Below are 17383 nucleotides of genomic sequence, written 5' to 3'. Positions count from 1 at the left end.
TATTTTGCTAATGAACCAATGTCAATGAACTCGAAATTCTAAAGAAAAACATAGCTAGATAAAAGCCAGAGCTTTGCCTTTGAGGACAGTCCTAAAGAGCGAGGCCTGGTCAAAAAGTTTCTAATATACACCAGAAGGATAATATGTTCAAAAAAAACAATATTAAGGATCAATTAGCAGAAATCGATGATCTGATAGTGACTTATCAAACCAAGTCACAGCTGCTGCAAGTCGAAATTTTGAAACTAGAACTTAAAAAAGAAAAACTACAAGATAAAATAATTTACCAAAAATTAAAGGAAAAGCCTTTAGAGTAAGACTAAGTCAACAATGATTTAGTAAAGGATTATTTTCGATGCAACAATCTTCTTCCATGCAGTTTCTCTCAACCGAAGAATCAGGTGATATCGATGCAGCATTGCTAGACTCTTCAGAAAAGTTTCTCACTCGTCTAACTATTTCTTCCCTTAGACTATTGCAAATCATCTCGGGAGAGCTGAAAATTCCCATAGAAGAGTTAACTCATAAACAAATTATTGCTTGGTTTGAAAAAGACGGTAAAATTCGTCGCGAACAGGGAAAGGATGCCGCCACACTTAAATGGTAAGCAATTTGTCAAGGTGAGTTCGACGAAAATTTGAGAGCAAGAAAAATGTGGCAATTTTGTTGTATATGTAGGATATAGAGTGACTAAACAAATGAGCCTATGTTGTCTTTAGATGTTTCCCACAATTCCTTGAAATCGGAATTGACTCCCCAAAGCCGCATTCTGCTAGTGGAGGACGAAGAACTAATTAGAGAGATGGTTAAGATTGCTCTAGAAGAGGAGGGTTACGAAGTGCAAACAACCAGTAACGGAAGAGCTGCTTTAAACTTACTGCAAAATAGCAACTCTGAATTTGACCCTCATTTAATCGTTTTAGATCTAATGCTGCCAGAAGTTAATGGTCTGGATATTTGCCGTTTACTACGATATCAGGGGAATATCACCCCAATCTTAGTTATTAGTGCTAAAGGTAGTGAAACAGATCGGGTTTTGGGTTTAGAAGTTGGGGCGGATGATTACCTCAGCAAACCATTTAGCATGAGAGAGCTTGTGGCTCGCTGTCGCGCTTTATTGAGAAGACATCGATACAATGAACAATCATCTCAAAGCCCTGTTCAAAAATACCGAGATATCAGTTTATTTTCCCAAGAATGCCGAGTTGTAGTTCGAGGCCAGGAAGTTAATTTATCTCCCAAGGAGTTTCGCCTCCTAGAGCTATTTATGAGCTACCCTCGTCGAGTGTACTCAAGGGAACAGTTAATAGACCAGGTTTGGGGAGCTGATTTTCTGGGTGATACCAAAACAGTTGACGTTCATATTCGTTGGTTAAGAGAAAAGCTGGAATTAGATCCGAGCAATCCTGAATATATCATCACGGTTCGTGGTTTTGGCTATCGTTTTGAATAAGAAACTAGTGCCGCTACGGGGAAGTAATAAGTAATAAGTAATAAGTAAGAAATGCTTTTTGCTGGTATCTACTTACAAAAATTGTTACTTGACCTTTCAATTACTTCTTCTTAACCTAATATTTAACTGAAGCTAAAGATATTTCACTATTATTACTTAGACAGTAAAAATTTGATTTTATAGATCAAAGTAATTCGGTAAAATTTAGCTAAAATCGATGAATTATAAACAAAAGGGAATTCAAGCAGTAGGTCTATTTGCTGCTGTTGCCACGACCATGGCGTTAATTGTACCTACAGTAAATTCTCAAAGCAAAACTATTAAAATTGATGGCTCTAGTACTGTATATCCCATTACAGAAGCAGTAGCTGAAGAATATCAAATTACCAACAGAGGAGCTACCCAGGTTACTGTCGGGATCTCAGGAACAGGTGGCGGTTTCAAGAAGTTTTGTTCTACTGACGATTCTGTCCGCACAGACATCTCCAACGCCTCTCGACCGATCAAAGATAAAGAAAAAGAAACTTGTGCGGCGGCAGGAATTGAATATATCGAGATTCCAGTCGCCTATGATGCGATCGCAGTTGTGGTTAACAAAGATAACCCTGTTTCGACTATTACTACTGAGCAGTTGAATGCAATTTGGGCTCCCGAAGCCGACGGTACAGTCACAACCTGGGGTCAAGTCGATCCTAGTTGGGGTGATACGAAACTAGAACTTTATGGCCCTGGTGCTGACTCTGGGACTTTTGATTATTTCACCAAAAAAATTAACGGCGAATCGGGTGCTAGCCGTGCTGATTACACTCCTAGCGAAGACGATAATGTCTTGGTTCAAGGTGTAGCTGGTGGTCAAGGAGCTATGGGTTATTTTGGTCTGTCTTACTATTTTGAAAATCAAGATAAAATCAAAGCCCTAGGGATTGATAGTGGCGATGGAGCAGTATATCCTACTTCTGAAACTGTAATTGATGGCACTTATACTCCACTTTCTCGTCCTATCTTCATTTACGTCAATAAGGCTTCTTTAGACAAGCCTGAAGTTGCTGAATTTGTGCAGTTTTATTTAGAAAATGCTGAAGAGTTGGTTCCTGAGACTGGTTCAGTGCCTTTGGCTGCCAGTGGCAGTGGACTTTCTTACAATAGCTCGATGGAAGTTCTCAAAAGTTCTCTTTAGAAGTTGAGAGTAAACTCATTATTTCGGGGCAGTTGTTACGACTGCCCTCTTCGTCTTAATCAGAGTTGAAGATTGCAGAAGATTAGTCCTATTCTTTTATCTCTATTAGTAAATCCTTAATTAGTAAATTCTTAATTCATGGCGCAACAAGCAATAAAATCAACTCGCGCAACAACCTATAAGCTCAAGACAGCCAGAATAATTCGTGAAAAAATTATTGAAGTCATTTTATTCATTGCGGCACTTTCTTCTGTTGCCACTACAATAGGTATCCTTTATATTCTAATTAACGAATCGGTGGAGTTTTTTCAAGAAGTTCCCCTCATCAATTTTTTGACAGACAGACGATGGACACCCCTATTTTTAGATAAACATTACGGCATTATGTCTTTGCTGTCGGGAACTTTCGTTACCTCAGCGGTAGCCTTATGTATTGCTGTTCCCATGGGGACGATCGCCGCAATTTATCTCAGTGAATTTGCTTCCCCCAAGTTTCGTGAAATAGCTAAACCCGCTCTAGAATTATTGGCGGCAATTCCCACCGTAGTTTATGGCTTTTTTGCCTTACTCTACGTCACACCTTGGTTGCAAAAGATTTTTCCGAAATTACCTGGGTTTAATATGTTGAGTGCGGGACTGGTTATGGGTTTGATGATTATTCCCTATATCAGTTCTATTAGTGAGGATGCGATGCGAGCTGTGCCTTTGGCCTTAAAAGAAGGCTCCTATGCTATGGGCGCAACTAAATTACAAACATCATTAAAAGTTATTTTCCCCGCAGCAATTTCTGGTATTAGTTCTTCCTATATTTTAGGAATTTCTCGTGCCGTAGGTGAAACAATGATTGTGGCAGTGGCCGCAGGGCAAAAACCCAACTTAACCCTTAATCCCTTTGAACAAGCAGCAACCATCACAGCGTTTATTGCCCAAGCTAGTTTAGGTGATTTGCCCCATGGAACTTTGGAGTATAAAACTATCTTTGTTGCAGGCTTAACCTTGGTACTAATGACTTTAATCCTCAACATTGTCGGTCATTTTCTAGCAAAGAAATATCGAGAAATTTACTAGTGGGTATGGGCGTAAATATGACTCAAGTAAATCTTAAAAAGCTACGAGCTGATATCAATCGTCGTAAACTGCTAAACCATGGCTTTGCTCTGTTGGGCATTGTGATAATTATGATCGCAATCCTAGTTTTGCTAAGCTTAACCATTCAAATGGCAGTCGAGGGGGCAGAGAGAATTAGCCCTGATTTTTTCACTTCCTTTCCCAGTCGTAAACCCGAAAAGGCAGGTATCTATTCCGCCTGGATAGGGACGAGTTTAGTTATGTTCGTTACAGCAATGGCTGCGGTTCCCCTCGGAGTTGCTGCGGGAATTTATTTAGAAGAGTATGCGAAAAAAAACTGGTTAGCAGATCTCATTGAGATTAATGTGACTAATTTAGCTGGTGTTCCTTCGATTGTTTATGGTCTTTTGGCATTAGGATTATTCATTTATAGATTTCACCTGGGGCAAAGCATTCTTACTGCAGGATTAACCTTAGCATTACTAATTTTGCCAGTAGTGATTGTGACAACCAGAGAAGCAATTCGTGCCGTGCCGAACAGCCTTAGAGAAGCAGCCTATGCTTTAGGGGCTAGTAAATGGCAGACAGTTTGGGATCATATTTTACCCTATTCTTTTGGCAGCATCTTGACTGGTATCATTATTGGCTTGTCAAGAGCAGTTGGACAAACTGCCCCACTTATTACTATAGGAGCCTTAGCCTTTATTGCCTTTCTTCCTGAGCCACCGATTAGCGGTGATTTTCCCTTTATTTCCTTCGCTTGGATAAATTCCCCGTTTACCGTCATGCCAATTCAGATGTTTAACTGGGTTTCCCGCCCTCAAGCTGCTTTTGCCATTAACGCGGCAGCTGCTGGGACTGTTTTAGTAGTGATGACTTTGGGTATGAATGCGATCGCGATTTGGCTGCGCTATCAACTGAGAAAAAATATTAAATGGTAAAAAAATAATCATGGAAAACCAAACCTTTGACCCCACGACAGTGATTCCCAAAGCAGAAGCAGCCGATCTGAATTTTTATTACAGCTCTTTTCATGCACTAAAGCAAATTAATATGATCGTGCCAGAGAAAAAGGTTACGTCTCTGATTGGCCCTTCTGGCTGTGGTAAAACAACTTTGTTACGATGCTTTAATCGAATGCATGATTTGTATCCAGGCAATCGCTACGAAGGTTCTATTTGGATCGATTCAGATACAAATATTCTTAGTCGCAAAGTTGATCCCATCGAAGTACGAATGAGAATTAGTATGGTGTTTCAGAAACCAAATCCCTTTCCTAAGTCGATTTACGAAAACATCGCCTATGGCTTAAGAGTTAGAGGAGAAAAAAATCGTCGCCTTATTGATGAAAAGATAGAAAGCTCCTTAAAAGATGCTGCTCTCTGGAATGAAGTAAAAGACCGCCTTAATGAATCAGCCTATGATCTTTCCGGGGGTCAACAACAGCGTTTATGTATTGCCCGTGCGCTAGTTGCTGATCCGGAAATAGTTTTATTTGATGAGCCCACTTCGGCACTAGATCCGATCGCGACGGCCAGTATCGAAGAACTAATTGCCCGGCTCAAAGAAAAAGTTACAATTCTGATTGTGACCCATAGTATGCAACAAGCTGCCCGTTTTTCTGACTACACTGCTTTTATGTATTTAGGGGAATTAGTCGAATTTGGTAGGACTAAAGACATCTTTGAACAACCTATTCGCAAAGAGACGGAAGATTATATCAGTGGTAGAATCGGTTAGCGTCGCGGCAAAATAAGCTATAAGTTATAAGTTAATTACCATCTGCCCTCTGCCTTCGAAGAAAATGTTTCAATCTGTTTGGCTCAATGCTTTAATCGCAGGCATGGTTAGTGCTTGTTCTATGCCTCTAGGTTCCTTGACTACCCTGGTCTGGAATCCCAAAAATCGAGCATTAGCCTTTTTAATGGCTTTTGGTGGCGGAGCACTACTCGCAGCTTTAGTGATTGATCTAGTTGGTAGTGCTCTAGAAAAGGGACATATTATTGAATTGGTAATTGGCTCGATAATTGGTAGTTTATTTTTTACCTACATCAACCAGTTGGTTAATAATTCTGGGGGGTTTTTGCGTAAACCGTCAACAACCCTAGCTCATCTAACTCAACAGGAACGACGTCGTTTTACTCAAAGTTACAGTTGCTTAATCAGCATTGATTTGTTTTGTAATCTTTCTCAAGCTCTCAGAAAAGAAATTGCCCAATTTTTATTAGTTGCTAGTTACCCTAAGGGGAAAACCATCTATCGTCAGGGAGATCCTAGTCAAAGTCTCTATATAGTAAAAAAAGGTACTGTGGAATTATTAGATCCCCAGGCAGATCTAAAACCTTTTAATGTCGTAAGTGCTAATGAAATTTTTGGTCAATATTCGTTTTTGACCAATAGTCCCCATCAAACGATCGCGATCGCCAAAGAAGATTGTCAACTAGAAATTCTACCTCGGGCTGATTTTGAACAATTACTGGAAACCTCGCCAGAAATGCTTGAGCGAACCGAGCAGACCTTACAAAAAGAAGCCATTAAAGATTATCTTCATCAAAGACATGAGCTAAGGGTGGCGCAAATCAAAGACTGGGTAGATTTTGCTCTCACAACTCTTCGAGAATCCAGAAAAATCCCCCCAGCGGTCAAAGTAATCCAGAAACAGGCTGAGTTTTTGCAGTTAGCTCGCAAGATTCGTCGTTTTCCAGTTTTTAGTTATTTAACTGAAGAAGAATTAGAAGAAATTGCCGAGCGTTTAATTTACAGCTCTTATCCTGATGGTAAAGTATTTTTCCAGCCTGGAGACTTTAGCGATCGCCTTTATATTATTCACCAAGGAGAAGTGGAAATTATCTTTCCCCGCCATTTGCAAAGAGCACCTTTGGTCTTAAGCACCCAAGAGCCTTTTGGGGAAATGTCTTTGGTCACAGAAGCCAATCATACGGTAACTGCGATCGCAAAAACTGAGGTTAAGCTTTGGACCCTGAGAATCCAAGATTTTGAGGAAATGCTGCAAAGCTCTCCCCGTCTCGAAGCGAGCGTTAAAACCTTTGTCGAACAACCCAAACTCAAAGACTACCTCCAAACCAGACAGAATTTTGATGCTACCAAAGCAACCCATTGGATACAACAAGCTCTCAAAAGCATGGATGCAGGAGAATTGATTCCTTCCGCATCAAGAATTAACTCCATGATGGCAGAGCATAAGGAAGCACCCATGGCAATCTGGTTAGGTTTATTAATGGATGGCATCCCAGAGGCTCTCACCATTGGGGCCCATATTGTCACCAATCCCATTAGTCCCTCTTTAATGGCAGGATTATTGCTTTCCAACTATCCCGAGGCTCTCTCCAGTTCCCAAGGAATGAAACAACAGGGATTTTCAATTCCCCGCATTTTAATGATGTGGACATCACTGATGCTGATAACTGGAGTTTTATCCGCTTTCGGCAGCCTCCTATTTTCCGATGTTCCCGAATGGGTTATTTCCTTCCTTGAATCAATGGCCGCAGGAGCGATGTTAACTGTCATCTCCGAAACCATGCTACCCGAAGCCTATGCTAAAGGCGGTTCAATTGTTGGGTTATCAACCTTATTGGGTTTTCTATCGATTATCGTCATCAAAAGCGTTTTAATCTAAGTAAAATACACCACTTGACTGTAGTACCAAGAAGTAAAGATTGCAAGAGGTCTATTTTTGAATTCTCGTTATTTTTACATCTCGACCATGGGATCTGATTTCTAGCTTGGCTTTACCTCTTAATTTGCGTTTTTTGATTTGCTTGGGAGGTTTTTTTTCCGAGTTAAGCGCAGGTTGTTGTCGATCACTGAAAAATTTATTTCCCATTGCCAAGATAGGACTAATCAGATTTGGCTTCTTGCTTCTTCTTCGTCTTCTGCGTTTTCTTTTTTGCTTTGGGGCGATCGCAGGATCAAAAAGATTGCGGATCAATTTACTTATAAAGGCAAAAATGCGACGAACAGGATTTTTACGACCTCTTCTTCTGCGTTTTCTACTCATTGATCTTCAAAATTATGAACAATAAATTAAGAGTTTGCTTTGCACTTCAAAATGAATTTTTGACTCCCTTAACCAAAAGCTTACCCAAACTTTACTCTCATATTAGAAAAACACCCTAACATTGGGTAGTAAACTTTAATCAACGGCTTACATCCTTTTCGTTACATTAATTACAGACTTTAAGAAGAATCTGTGCATAGACAGTTGTAATTTTCCTGGTTTGTATTATACTGGAACAGGATAAATGAAAAACTTTATCAATAAACTATCTTGAAAAGCTTATTCTGTCAAGAATTTGGTTATTCCAGAAAAAATTAAACATTTGGTGTGAGAATCAATTAAATTATGTCCAAGCTATTTTGGGGCGCATTAAAAGCTGCGCCAGCTGTTCTCGTGAGTTCTGTGGTTGCAACTAATGCAGCTATGGCTCAAACTGTGGCGAGCAATGAATCTTCTGTCGATGCGACTTTAGAGCAAATCGATCACTACAACAAAGCGGAAAACCATGGCTTGTCTCAGGTAACTAATGTTAATCAATTAAGAGACGTTTCCCCCGCAGACTGGGCTTATGAAGCATTACGTAGTCTCGTAGACCGCTACGGCTGTATCGTCGGCTATCCCGATCAAACTTATAAAGGCAATCAAGCCTTAAGTCGTTACGAATTTGCCGCAGGTTTAAACGCTTGCCTAAACCAAATCGAACGACTCATTGCTTCTTCTGAAGCTGTGCTAAGAGAAGACATCGAGACTATCAATAGACTACTCCAAGAGTTCGAGGCCGAATTGGCGACTCTTGGCGGTCGAGTTGATAGCCTAGAAGGACGCGTAGCCTTTCTTGAAGATCACCAATTCTCAACCACAACTAAACTGAAAGGAGAAGTTATCTTCGCTCTTGGGCAGTCCTTTGGAGATGACATTAATTCTCAAGTAACCTTCAGCGATCGTGTTCGTTTAAACTTCGATAGCTCTTTTACCGGAAAAGATCGTTTACGGACCCGCCTTCAAGCAGGTAATATTTCTAGTTTCCGCTCTGATATTACAGGAACCGATTCAACTCGGGTTGGATTTGATGCCAATACTGGAAATAATCTTGAACTCGACGATTTGACCTATCGTTTTCCTGCGGGGGACAAAGTTAGGGTTTGGCTGGGTGCTAATTCCCTAGGCAATCACAACGTATTGGAGACGGGTAACCCCTATTTCGCAAGTAGTGGCACTGGAGCACTATCCCGCTTTGGTCGTCGTAACCCTCTGATTTTCCGTACCACTGCTGGTGTGGGTGCTGGAGCTAACATTAAGCTGACTGATTCCATTAAATTTAACGCCGCCTATTTGACTAACAATGGTGATGGTGCAGATCCATCCCAAGGTGAAGGTTTATTCAATGGTTCCTATGCCGCAAGTGCTCAGTTTGTAGTTTCCCCTTTTGAGAAACTTGATCTTAATGTTGCCTATGTTCGCTCTTTCCAAACTGGAGATGATGTTAACTTTGGTGGTAGTACAACAAGTGGTAATGCCAAGCGCCCTTTTGGTAGAGTAGATACCTCTTCTCACCATATTGGTTTAGGTGGTAATTATCAGCTGGGAGAACGAGTTGCCTTTGCCGCTTGGGGTGGTTATGCTAGTGCGACGAATAAAGAAGGTAACGGGACTGCTGGTATTTGGACTTGGAATGCTAACGTGGCTTTCCCCGATCTAGGTAAGGAAGGTGCGGTTGCTGGGATTGGAGTAGGTATGACTCCTCAACTAACTGCAGGAGACAATATTGTCGAAGATGAAGATACTTCTTTACTTATCGAGGCGTTGTATAAATTCCCCGTCAATAAGAATATTATTGTCACACCTGGTGCTTATGTTGTAACTAACCCTAATAGTGATAGCGATAATGATGCTGTGTGGGTTGGTCTAATCAGAACTACCTTCAAGTTCTAGACAACAAGCAAGATTACTCCAAATTTAAAAGACTAAAGTAGAGACGTTTATCCAAGCGTCTCTTTTTTTGACAAATAATCTTTAATTCATTTGGTTGATTTATCTCAAAATTAGAAGAACTAGTCTCATAATCGAAACTGATAAATTGAAGAAAGAGAAAGAAGTGCAATTATGCTAGGTTACAATCATCAGTACACCGGAGTTACTAAACTGTTAGTGTATGGTATTACTCTTCTGAGTGCAGTTGTCTCAACACAAATTGCTACAGCCGAGACAGTGATGGAGAAAGTGGCAAGAACAGGAGTTTTAACCGCAGGAACTAGTAAAGATGCACTTCCTTTTGCTTATGCTGATGACAAAGACGAGTTGGTGGGTTATTCCGTGGATATGCTTACTCTAATTCATCAACAATTAGAAAAAGAATTGGGTCGGGAAATTGAATTAAAATTGGTTGCTCTCCAACCGAAGGATAGAATCCCTCAATTAGTTGATCATAAAGTGGATATTGTTTGCGATGCTAGCAGTTTTACTTGGAAAAGAGATCAAAAAATTGATTTTTCTGTTAGCTATGGCATCACAGGAACCAGACTGTTAGTCAAACAGGATGATTATTTAAACCTTTCACAATCTCTAGCCGGTAAAAAAATTGGCGTTTTACAAGGAACCACCAATGAGCTAGCGATTAGGAAAGCAGAACCGGGCGCAGAAATAGTGACAGTTGGCGATCGCGCTTCCGGTTATCTAGCTCTGGAAAAAGGGGAAATCGATGCTTTTGCTGGGGATGGCATTCTCTTCGAAAGCTGGCTCCAAATTACCAATCATGCTGAAGAGTTTGCGATACTTGGCTACTATTCCAAAGAAGGAATTGCCTGTATGATTCCTGAAAACAATTCACAGTTTCTCAATAATGTTAATTACACTTTGATTCGTTTTATGCAAAGTTTCCTAGCAGATGACATCAACTCTTTGGTTTTGTTTGATCGCTGGTTTGGGTTTCAAGGCATAGTTCCCCTGACTGAAGATCTGCGAGAATTAATGATCGAAAATATGCAACTTATTGTTGATTTTAAAGAAGAAATACCTGTTGATGAATTATAGAAGTTAGGATTCTCATGCCAACTCCCATACAAAATCGCCGATTCTTTCAGACTAAAATTGCCGATAAATCGGCTTGACATCGACAGTAAAATAACGTGGAAACTAAATTTTAAGACAAAATGGAAATTCTTATTGCTCTTTGCTTAGGAATAACGCTCAGTGCCGCTTGTGGTTTTCGCGTTTTCATCCCACCTTTGGCTATGAGTTTGGCAGCTATATATGGGCATATCCCCCTATCATCGGGGTTTGAATGGTTAGGCACCACAGAAGCTGCCTTCGCACTGGGAATTGCCACCATTCTAGAAATTCTAGCTTATTATATTCCCCTAGTAGATAACCTATTAGATACAGTTCAAATACCGATAGCTGTAGGTATTGGCACAGTTATAACCGCTGCTACCTTAGGGCATACAGATCCAGTATTGCAATGGACTATTGCGGTGGTCGCTGGTGGCGGGACAGCCGGGATAATGGGTTCCTTGGCAAGTTTGACCAGATTAGCCTCTACAGGTCTTACGGGAGGAATCGGAAATTTTATGGTTGCTACTATCGAATCGATAGGGTCTATCTCCTTATCCATTTTAGGTTTGACTTTCCCTCTTTGGACAGCAACCCTAGTTGTTAGCCTTATAATATTAACTGTTATTAAACTTATATATAGTTCACCATCTTGGTTGAAGAGAAAAGATATTTGAGATTATTGATTGATTGAATACTGCCCCCAGCATTACCAAAAACAGCGACCTCATCCCTCATCCCTCATCCCTCATCCCTCATCCCTCATCCCTCATTCCTCATTCCTCATTCCTCATCCCTCATCCCTCATTCCTCATTCCTCATCCCTCATCCCTTATCCCTCATCCCTCATCTCGGTTTACCCCAGATGACAGTTTCATGTTTATAAATTGCCATGCCCGGTTTGGCTCCTTTTGGTTTATAAACATGTTTAGGTTTGGTATAAATTACGGGCACGACATCGCTCTCTCTAGCCTGGGAATAATAAGCTGCAATATTAGCAGCAAATTGGAGATCCGCTTCTTGGGCAACTTCTCCAGGTTCTAGGCGCAGTAAAACGTGACTTCCAGGAATTTCTTGGGTATGAAACCAAAGATCATAATCATTGGCCGTTCGAAAAGTTAGGCGATCATTTTGCCGATTGTTTCTGCCGACCCATAATTGATATCCCGAAGGAGTTTGATAACGATGGGGTTGGGAGTCATCTTGAACTTTAGTCAGAGGTCGATCGGTTTTTAAATAATTTTGTTCGATTAATTCCTCGCGAATTTCTACTAGGGCGTCTAGATCTTCTGGGTTGCTATAGTTGGCAATTTGGCTCAAAGAAGTTTTGATTTGCTGTAGATAATTAATTTCTGATTCGACTTCTTGTAATAGCGGAAGGACTGCATCCTGGGCTCGTTTAAGTTTTTGATGATTTTTATATAAATATTGGGCATTTTGCACCGCGTTTTTTTCCGGGTTGAGCTTGATTTTAATCGGTTCCCCTGTGGCAAAATCTTCTAAGGTTATCGATCGCATTCCTGGTTTCCAAAGATGCAGATGGGCCATTAACAAATCTGCTTGTTGGCGATAGTTTTCCGCCCCTGTCGATTCTTGTAAGCGATCGCGAAAAGTAGTGGCTTTGCGATCGCATTTTTTGACGATATTAGTAATTTTCTGGGTCAGTTGATGATGCAGTTGGCGAAACTCTTGTTGATTTAACTGATTCTGATAGTAGTTATCAATCAAAGCCTGTAAACTTTCTGCTGGCTGATTTTTGACAAACCCTAAAACTGTATAACCTGTGTCGGTTTTTCCTGGAGAAAATTCTCCCTTAGATTGCATTGCTAACCATTTTTGCCAAGAGATAAATAAATTTTGCCAATCAGATTCGCTTAAGCTATCTGTTGATTTTTCTGGAGCAAGTCCAGAATCGGTAACAATTTCGATCGCGATTCTGGGGCTAATCCCTCGATAAGCTTTGAGCAATTGGCGTTGTAGTTGGCCGGGAATTAAAGCTACACGTTCTTGCCAAAGCTCAAGAGATTCTTCTGGTTTAGGGACAGCTCCTGTCAAAGAAGGTGGCAGTTCGTAGGGTTTTCCTGTTTGAATCGGGCGGACACTAGATTGACTCGCATTAATTTGACGGGCAGGCGCAATAATCTGTTGGTTGGCATCAGTGAGAATCACATTGCTATATTTACCCATAATCTCAACATAGAGATGGCATAGGATCTGATCACCAGGACGTTTAGCAAACTGAAAATCTAATACTCGCTCCCAAGGTGCAATTGCCTTGATATCAGTCAGGGCTAAGCCTTTAAATTGATGTCGCAGTTGATCACTAAAGGTAAAAGTGTCGCGAACTTTTGGCGGAGCCTTACCGATACAAACTCTGGCCGCTTCAGGATGCCAAGAAATACTCAACCAACCACGTTTCTTAATAGTTCTTAATGATAAGTAGATGGTAAAGCGATCGCGCTGATGCACTTGTTCTACCCTTGCCGGCAGCCAATCCCTCATTAATTCGCCATGGACTGCTATTAAACTCGTGTAATCAAAAGGCTGCATAAAAATTATTAATTATCAATAAAACAACAAATAAGCTTAGAGAATTGTGAAAAAAACTGAAAAAAAGCTAAAATTTGCGAAAAAAATAGCTGCTTCATAACTTTTAAGGTTGTAATGCAGGATTATTATCTATAACATAAGGGTTATATTTGCGAACTCGCCTCGATCCTATACAATGGCATCCCAATACTTATGGATATTCAATTAATAAATATCGGATTCGGCAATATTGTGTCCGCTAATCGCATTATTGCTATAGTCAGCCCTGAATCAGCTCCTATCAAAAGAATTATCACCGAAGCTAGAGAAAAAGGACAGCTGGTAGATGCTACCTATGGCCGTCGTACTAGAGCTGTCATCATTACAGATTCGTCCCATGTAGTCTTATCAGCTATTCAACCAGAAACCGTTGCCCACCGCTTTGTGGTAAATAAGGAGGGTACTACCTAAATTCTCTCAAGTTTTCATGGCATCAGGAAAATTAATTGTTATCACAGGGCCTAGCGGTGTTGGCAAAGGAACTATAGTCAGGTCCCTCATTCAAACATATTCGCAACTTCATCTTTCTGTCTCTGCCACCACTAGGAAACCTCGCCCAGGGGAAATAGATGGCAGAGATTATTATTTTCTGAATCGGGATGAATTCCAGTTGGCGATCGTAGAGGGAGAATTCCTCGAATGGGCAGAATATGCGGGAAATTATTATGGGACGCCGCAAACCAATATTCAGGAATTAATTGATGGGGGAAAATGGGTGCTCTTGGAAATAGAATTAGTGGGAGCTAGAATCGTTTCGGAGATTTTTCCTGATGCCCTAAAAATTTTTCTGTTACCGCCATCAATGGCAGAGCTCGAAGCAAGACTTCGCCGACGAGGCAAAGATCCTGAATCGGCCATCGAGAAGCGTTTGCACCGGGCAAAAGAAGAAATCGCCGCCAGTGAAGAATTTGAAGTCAGAATTGTCAATCAAGATTTGAAAACTGCAATCGATGAAGTTGCTCAGGTTATCTTTGATAATTGAGAGATGAAATATCACTTTCCTCATCCCTCTCTTGGTGCGCGTTACCTTGCGCCTTTCGGCGGCGCGGGGTCGCACCGCTCATCCCTCATCCTTCATCCTTTTCTCTATGGATCTTCAATTACTTTTTAATGGCCTTACAATCGGTAGCATTCTGGCTCTGGCGGCGATCGGACTGACTTTGACCTATGGCGTTTTGCGCTTATCTAATTTTGCCCATGGCGATTTTATGACCCTAGGAGCCTATTTTACTTGGCTGGCGAATATTAATGGGGTCAATATCTGGCTCGCAATGATGCTAGGGGCCCTCGGCACGATCGCGATGATGCTGCTTTCAGAATTTTTAATCTGGAAACCCATGCGCGATCGCAGGGCTTCGGATACGAGTTTGATTATTATTTCTATTGGCTTGGCTCTTTTTTTGCGTAGTGGGATTCTCCTGATTTGGGGAAGTAGTAACCAATCCTATGATTTACCAGTAGTGAAAGCTCTAGAATTTGGTGATCTCAGAATTGCCTATTATCGCGTAATTGTCATTGTTCTGGCGATCGCAGCTATCTTGGCGCTACATTTTTTGTTGCAAAACAGCAAAATGGGGAAAGCAATGCGGGCAGTTGCTGACAATATTGATTTGGCCAGGGTATCAGGAATTAATGTCGAGCAGGTAGTACTTTGGACTTGGATTATTACTGGAGTGCTGACAGCAGTTTCTGGGGGAATGTATGGTTTGATTACAACTGTGCGGCCAAATATGGGATGGTTTCTAATTTTGCCCATGTTTGCTTCGGTTATTTTGGGAGGCATTGGGAATCCCTATGGTGCGATCGCAGGAGCTTTAACGATTGGAATTGCTCAAGAACTCAGTGTTCCTTTTCTTGGTTCGCAATATAAATTGGGGGTTGCCTTATTTATCATGGTGGTAATTCTTTTGATTCGTCCTCAAGGTTTATTCAAAGGAACATCTTGAACATTGACCATTAAGCATTGACCATTAAACATTGAGTTTGAACAGATATAATAATGATACTTTAGTTGAGGTGTTGTGATGACTCTAACTACCCATCAGCCCAAACAAAAACTGACCTTAGCGCAATTCTTTGAACAAATCCCCGACAAGGCAGGACGCTACGAATTGGTTAATGGGGAAATCATGAGAAAACTAGCGACTCGCAGACATGAAACAATCGCTGAATTTATCGCCGATAGTTTTAAATCGGAAGTTAAACGCCTTAAATTAGATTACTGGGTATCTGGCAGAATTGTAGTTGCGACCGAAACGAAAGATGGAGTTGAACAAGGACACCATCCAGATGTTAGTGTCGTAGAGCGTCAAATATGGGATTCTCATCCTACTGCTTATTCAGCATTATTTGAACCATTACAAATAGCAGTGGAAGTAGTCTCTACTAATTGGGAAGATGATTACATAGATAAACTGGATGAATATCAGCGTTTAGGTATCTCCGAATATTGGATTGTCGATTATTTAGCTATAGCTAGTAGAAGTTACTTAGGCAATCCCAAAGTTCCAACAGTTTTTGTCTATCTACTTGACGACAATGGGGTTTATCAGTTCAAAGCTTATCAAGAAGAAGAAATAATAACATCTAAAACTTTTCCCGAATTAAAGCTAACTACAAAGCAAATTTTAGACGCCTAAATTTTTTATTAAAAAGTAGCAAATACCCTGAAAACGTGAAAAGAACAAACTACTACCCTCTGCCCTCTGCCCTCTGCCCTCTGCCTTCAAAAGATTAACTCTATGGCAATTAAACGATCTTCTCCAAATCAAAAATCTGCTGATACTGTCAAAAAAAACCAAAAAACTCAGTCAAAGTCTCATCAAACAACACCAAAATCAGAAAAGCCCCTAAATCACAACAGTAGTGGTGAATCTCGTTTAGTTTCGGCAGCCAACAACCCAGAAGAAACAGAAAATCAAGAAGCGCGCATTCGCCCTCAGACCTTAACGGAATATATTGGGCAAAAAGAATTAAAGAAAATACTCAATATTGCGATCGCAGCAGCTAAAGATCGGCAAGAATCTTTGGATCATCTCCTCCTCTATGGCCCTCCAGGACTGGGGAAAACCACCATGTCACTAATTTTGGCTTCGGAGATGGGAGTTGATTGTAAAATCACAGCAGCTCCGGCATTGGAAAGACCAAGGGATATTACAGGTTTATTGATTGGCTTGAAGCCAGGAGATATTCTGTTTATCGACGAAATTCATCGGTTGAATCGGATGACGGAAGAATTACTCTATCCAGCAATGGAAGATTATCGTCTGGATATCACGATTGGCAAGGGTCAAGCTGCCAAAACTCGTAGTATTTCCCTACCGAAATTTACCCTTATTGGGGCAACGACCAAAGTTGGGTCCCTAACTTCCCCTCTACGCGATCGCTTTGGTCTAATTCAAAGACTACGTTTTTATGAAATCGACGAACTGACTATCATTGTCAAACGCACTGCGGATATCTTTAAAACCGTTGTGACCGAAGATGGAGCAACCGAGATTGCTCGCCGTTCCCGAGGTACGCCTCGTATTGCCAATCGTTTGTTTAGAAGAGTTCGCGATTATGCTCAGGTAGAAAAAGCTACCGCGATCAATTTGGAATTAGCAGCAACTGCTCTAGAAATCTTCGATGTTGATGAGCGTGGTTTGGATTGGACAGATAGATTAGTTCTGAGTACGATGATCGAACAATTTCAGGGTGGCCCTGTAGGCTTAGAGGCGATCGCCGCAGCGACGGGAGAAGATTCTAAAACCATTGAGGAAGTCTATGAACCTTACCTTCTCCAAATCGGTTATTTAAACCGCACTCATCGAGGCAGAATTGCCACAGAAGCAGCCTATAAACATTTGGGCTATCAAAAGACCCTTTTTTAACGGGGCTTCGCCCTTGAAGGCAGAGGGCAGCGATGAGACCCCGCGCCGCCGTCAGGCGCAAGGGAAGCGGTAGAAGCCCGCGCCGCCGAAAGGCGCAAGGGAATGTCTACCAAGAGACGCTCACCAAGAGAGAGGGCAGAAGGATAAAACTACTTCTA

At 41.1% G+C, this 17383-nt stretch carries 17 protein-coding genes and 1 pseudogene; 16 read left to right on the top strand and 2 right to left on the bottom strand.

The window, feature by feature from the left end; all coding sequences use genetic code 11:
- Nucleotides 1-143: 143 nt before the first annotated feature.
- From XEN7305_RS29140 to XEN7305_RS18860, 8 genes are all read left to right on the top strand, one after another.
- Nucleotides 144-317 carry a hypothetical protein gene (locus XEN7305_RS29140; protein ID WP_006511098.1) on the top strand — a complete coding sequence of 58 codons (174 nt, stop codon included), beginning with the start codon at nt 144-146 and terminating at the stop codon, nt 315-317.
- A gap of 38 nt (nt 318-355) precedes the next feature.
- The gene (locus tag XEN7305_RS18890) at nt 356-607 is read left to right on the top strand and encodes a hypothetical protein (protein ID WP_006511097.1); all 252 of its coding nucleotides are present in this window, start codon (nt 356-358) and stop codon (nt 605-607) included.
- A gap of 99 nt (nt 608-706) precedes the next feature.
- Complete coding sequence (locus tag XEN7305_RS18885; protein WP_006511096.1) at nt 707-1453, top strand: winged helix-turn-helix domain-containing protein; 747 nt, start codon at nt 707-709, stop codon at nt 1451-1453.
- Nucleotides 1454-1670: 217 nt separating this feature from the next.
- Nucleotides 1671-2630, top strand: coding sequence for a PstS family phosphate ABC transporter substrate-binding protein (locus tag XEN7305_RS18880; RefSeq protein WP_006511095.1), 960 nt, complete (start codon nt 1671-1673; stop codon nt 2628-2630).
- 138 nt (nt 2631-2768) lie between these two features.
- Nucleotides 2769-3698 carry a phosphate ABC transporter permease subunit PstC gene (pstC, locus tag XEN7305_RS18875; protein ID WP_006511094.1) on the top strand — a complete coding sequence of 310 codons (930 nt, stop codon included), beginning with the start codon at nt 2769-2771 and terminating at the stop codon, nt 3696-3698.
- 17 nt (nt 3699-3715) lie between these two features.
- The gene (pstA, locus tag XEN7305_RS18870) at nt 3716-4639 is read left to right on the top strand and encodes a phosphate ABC transporter permease PstA (RefSeq protein ID WP_040898637.1); all 924 of its coding nucleotides are present in this window, start codon (nt 3716-3718) and stop codon (nt 4637-4639) included.
- 10 nt (nt 4640-4649) lie between these two features.
- Nucleotides 4650-5438: a phosphate ABC transporter ATP-binding protein PstB gene (gene pstB / locus XEN7305_RS18865; protein WP_006511092.1), complete on the top strand. Its 789-nt coding sequence runs from the start codon at nt 4650-4652 to the stop codon at nt 5436-5438.
- Nucleotides 5439-5502: 64 nt separating this feature from the next.
- On the top strand, nt 5503-7335 hold the full coding sequence (locus XEN7305_RS18860; RefSeq protein ID WP_006511091.1) for a cyclic nucleotide-binding domain-containing protein: 1833 nt from the start codon (nt 5503-5505) through the stop codon (nt 7333-7335).
- Nucleotides 7336-7386: 51 nt separating this feature from the next.
- Here XEN7305_RS18860 and XEN7305_RS18855 read toward each other — a convergent pair whose 3' ends face one another.
- The gene (locus XEN7305_RS18855; RefSeq protein WP_006511090.1) at nt 7387-7716 is read right to left on the bottom strand and encodes a hypothetical protein; all 330 of its coding nucleotides are present in this window, start codon (nt 7714-7716) and stop codon (nt 7387-7389) included.
- Between the two features lie 345 nt (nt 7717-8061).
- Here XEN7305_RS18855 and XEN7305_RS18850 point away from each other — a divergent pair, with 345 nt between their 5' ends.
- The 3 genes from XEN7305_RS18850 to XEN7305_RS18840 all read left to right on the top strand — a co-directional run bounded on the left by XEN7305_RS18850 (nt 8062) and on the right by XEN7305_RS18840 (nt 11441).
- Nucleotides 8062-9648: an iron uptake porin gene (locus XEN7305_RS18850; protein ID WP_006511089.1), complete on the top strand. Its 1587-nt coding sequence runs from the start codon at nt 8062-8064 to the stop codon at nt 9646-9648.
- A 171-nt stretch (nt 9649-9819) separates the two neighbouring features.
- Entirely contained in the window at nt 9820-10746 is a 927-nt protein-coding gene (locus tag XEN7305_RS18845; RefSeq protein WP_006511088.1) for an amino acid ABC transporter substrate-binding protein, read from the top strand.
- Nucleotides 10747-10865: 119 nt separating this feature from the next.
- The gene (locus XEN7305_RS18840; protein ID WP_006511087.1) at nt 10866-11441 is read left to right on the top strand and encodes a DUF4126 domain-containing protein; all 576 of its coding nucleotides are present in this window, start codon (nt 10866-10868) and stop codon (nt 11439-11441) included.
- A gap of 169 nt (nt 11442-11610) precedes the next feature.
- Here XEN7305_RS18840 and XEN7305_RS18835 read toward each other — a convergent pair whose 3' ends face one another.
- Nucleotides 11611-13314 carry an NFACT family protein gene (locus XEN7305_RS18835; RefSeq protein WP_006511086.1) on the bottom strand — a complete coding sequence of 568 codons (1704 nt, stop codon included), beginning with the start codon at nt 13312-13314 and terminating at the stop codon, nt 11611-11613.
- Nucleotides 13315-13506: 192 nt separating this feature from the next.
- On the opposite strand from XEN7305_RS18835, the gene remA reads away from it, so the two are divergent.
- The 5 genes and pseudogenes from remA to ruvB all read left to right on the top strand — a co-directional run.
- The gene (gene remA, locus XEN7305_RS18830; RefSeq protein ID WP_006511085.1) at nt 13507-13764 is read left to right on the top strand and encodes an extracellular matrix/biofilm regulator RemA; all 258 of its coding nucleotides are present in this window, start codon (nt 13507-13509) and stop codon (nt 13762-13764) included.
- Between the two features lie 16 nt (nt 13765-13780).
- On the top strand, nt 13781-14335 hold the full coding sequence (gene gmk / locus XEN7305_RS18825) for a guanylate kinase (RefSeq protein WP_006511084.1): 555 nt from the start codon (nt 13781-13783) through the stop codon (nt 14333-14335).
- A 106-nt stretch (nt 14336-14441) separates the two neighbouring features.
- A complete protein-coding gene (locus XEN7305_RS18820; protein ID WP_006511083.1) occupies nt 14442-15299 on the top strand; it encodes a branched-chain amino acid ABC transporter permease in 858 nt (285 codons plus the stop codon).
- Nucleotides 15300-15377: 78 nt separating this feature from the next.
- Nucleotides 15378-15992 (top strand): Uma2 family endonuclease, encoded by a 615-nt coding sequence (locus XEN7305_RS18815; RefSeq protein ID WP_006511082.1) that lies wholly within the window; start codon nt 15378-15380, stop codon nt 15990-15992.
- 240 nt (nt 15993-16232) lie between these two features.
- Nucleotides 16233-17225: pseudogene (gene ruvB / locus XEN7305_RS18810) on the top strand (Holliday junction branch migration DNA helicase RuvB); the annotation flags it as partial.
- Nucleotides 17226-17383 lie beyond the last annotated feature (158 nt).

Origin of the sequence: Xenococcus sp. PCC 7305, from assembly GCF_000332055.1 — a bacterium.
In the GTDB taxonomy this organism is placed as follows: domain Bacteria; phylum Cyanobacteriota; class Cyanobacteriia; order Cyanobacteriales; family Xenococcaceae; genus Xenococcus.
Note: the sequence above shows the minus strand (reverse complement) of the source record. Positions and strands in the feature narration are given on the sequence as shown.

Coding starts and splice junctions, on each gene's coding strand:
- XEN7305_RS18820 (WP_006511083.1), top strand. CDS start 14,442: ATGGATCTTCAATTACTTTTTAATGGCCTTACAATCGGTAGCATTCTG.
- gmk (WP_006511084.1), top strand. CDS start 13,781: ATGGCATCAGGAAAATTAATTGTTATCACAGGGCCTAGCGGTGTTGGC.
- XEN7305_RS18890 (WP_006511097.1), top strand. CDS start 356: ATGCAACAATCTTCTTCCATGCAGTTTCTCTCAACCGAAGAATCAGGT.
- XEN7305_RS18850 (WP_006511089.1), top strand. CDS start 8,062: ATGTCCAAGCTATTTTGGGGCGCATTAAAAGCTGCGCCAGCTGTTCTC.
- pstB (WP_006511092.1), top strand. CDS start 4,650: ATGGAAAACCAAACCTTTGACCCCACGACAGTGATTCCCAAAGCAGAA.
- pstA (WP_040898637.1), top strand. CDS start 3,716: ATGACTCAAGTAAATCTTAAAAAGCTACGAGCTGATATCAATCGTCGT.
- XEN7305_RS18880 (WP_006511095.1), top strand. CDS start 1,671: ATGAATTATAAACAAAAGGGAATTCAAGCAGTAGGTCTATTTGCTGCT.
- XEN7305_RS18840 (WP_006511087.1), top strand. CDS start 10,866: ATGGAAATTCTTATTGCTCTTTGCTTAGGAATAACGCTCAGTGCCGCT.
- XEN7305_RS18815 (WP_006511082.1), top strand. CDS start 15,378: ATGACTCTAACTACCCATCAGCCCAAACAAAAACTGACCTTAGCGCAA.
- XEN7305_RS18885 (WP_006511096.1), top strand. CDS start 707: ATGTTGTCTTTAGATGTTTCCCACAATTCCTTGAAATCGGAATTGACT.
- XEN7305_RS18845 (WP_006511088.1), top strand. CDS start 9,820: ATGCTAGGTTACAATCATCAGTACACCGGAGTTACTAAACTGTTAGTG.
- remA (WP_006511085.1), top strand. CDS start 13,507: ATGGATATTCAATTAATAAATATCGGATTCGGCAATATTGTGTCCGCT.
- XEN7305_RS29140 (WP_006511098.1), top strand. CDS start 144: ATGTTCAAAAAAAACAATATTAAGGATCAATTAGCAGAAATCGATGAT.
- XEN7305_RS18855 (WP_006511090.1), bottom strand. CDS start 7,716: ATGAGTAGAAAACGCAGAAGAAGAGGTCGTAAAAATCCTGTTCGTCGC.
- XEN7305_RS18835 (WP_006511086.1), bottom strand. CDS start 13,314: ATGCAGCCTTTTGATTACACGAGTTTAATAGCAGTCCATGGCGAATTA.
- XEN7305_RS18860 (WP_006511091.1), top strand. CDS start 5,503: ATGTTTCAATCTGTTTGGCTCAATGCTTTAATCGCAGGCATGGTTAGT.
- pstC (WP_006511094.1), top strand. CDS start 2,769: ATGGCGCAACAAGCAATAAAATCAACTCGCGCAACAACCTATAAGCTC.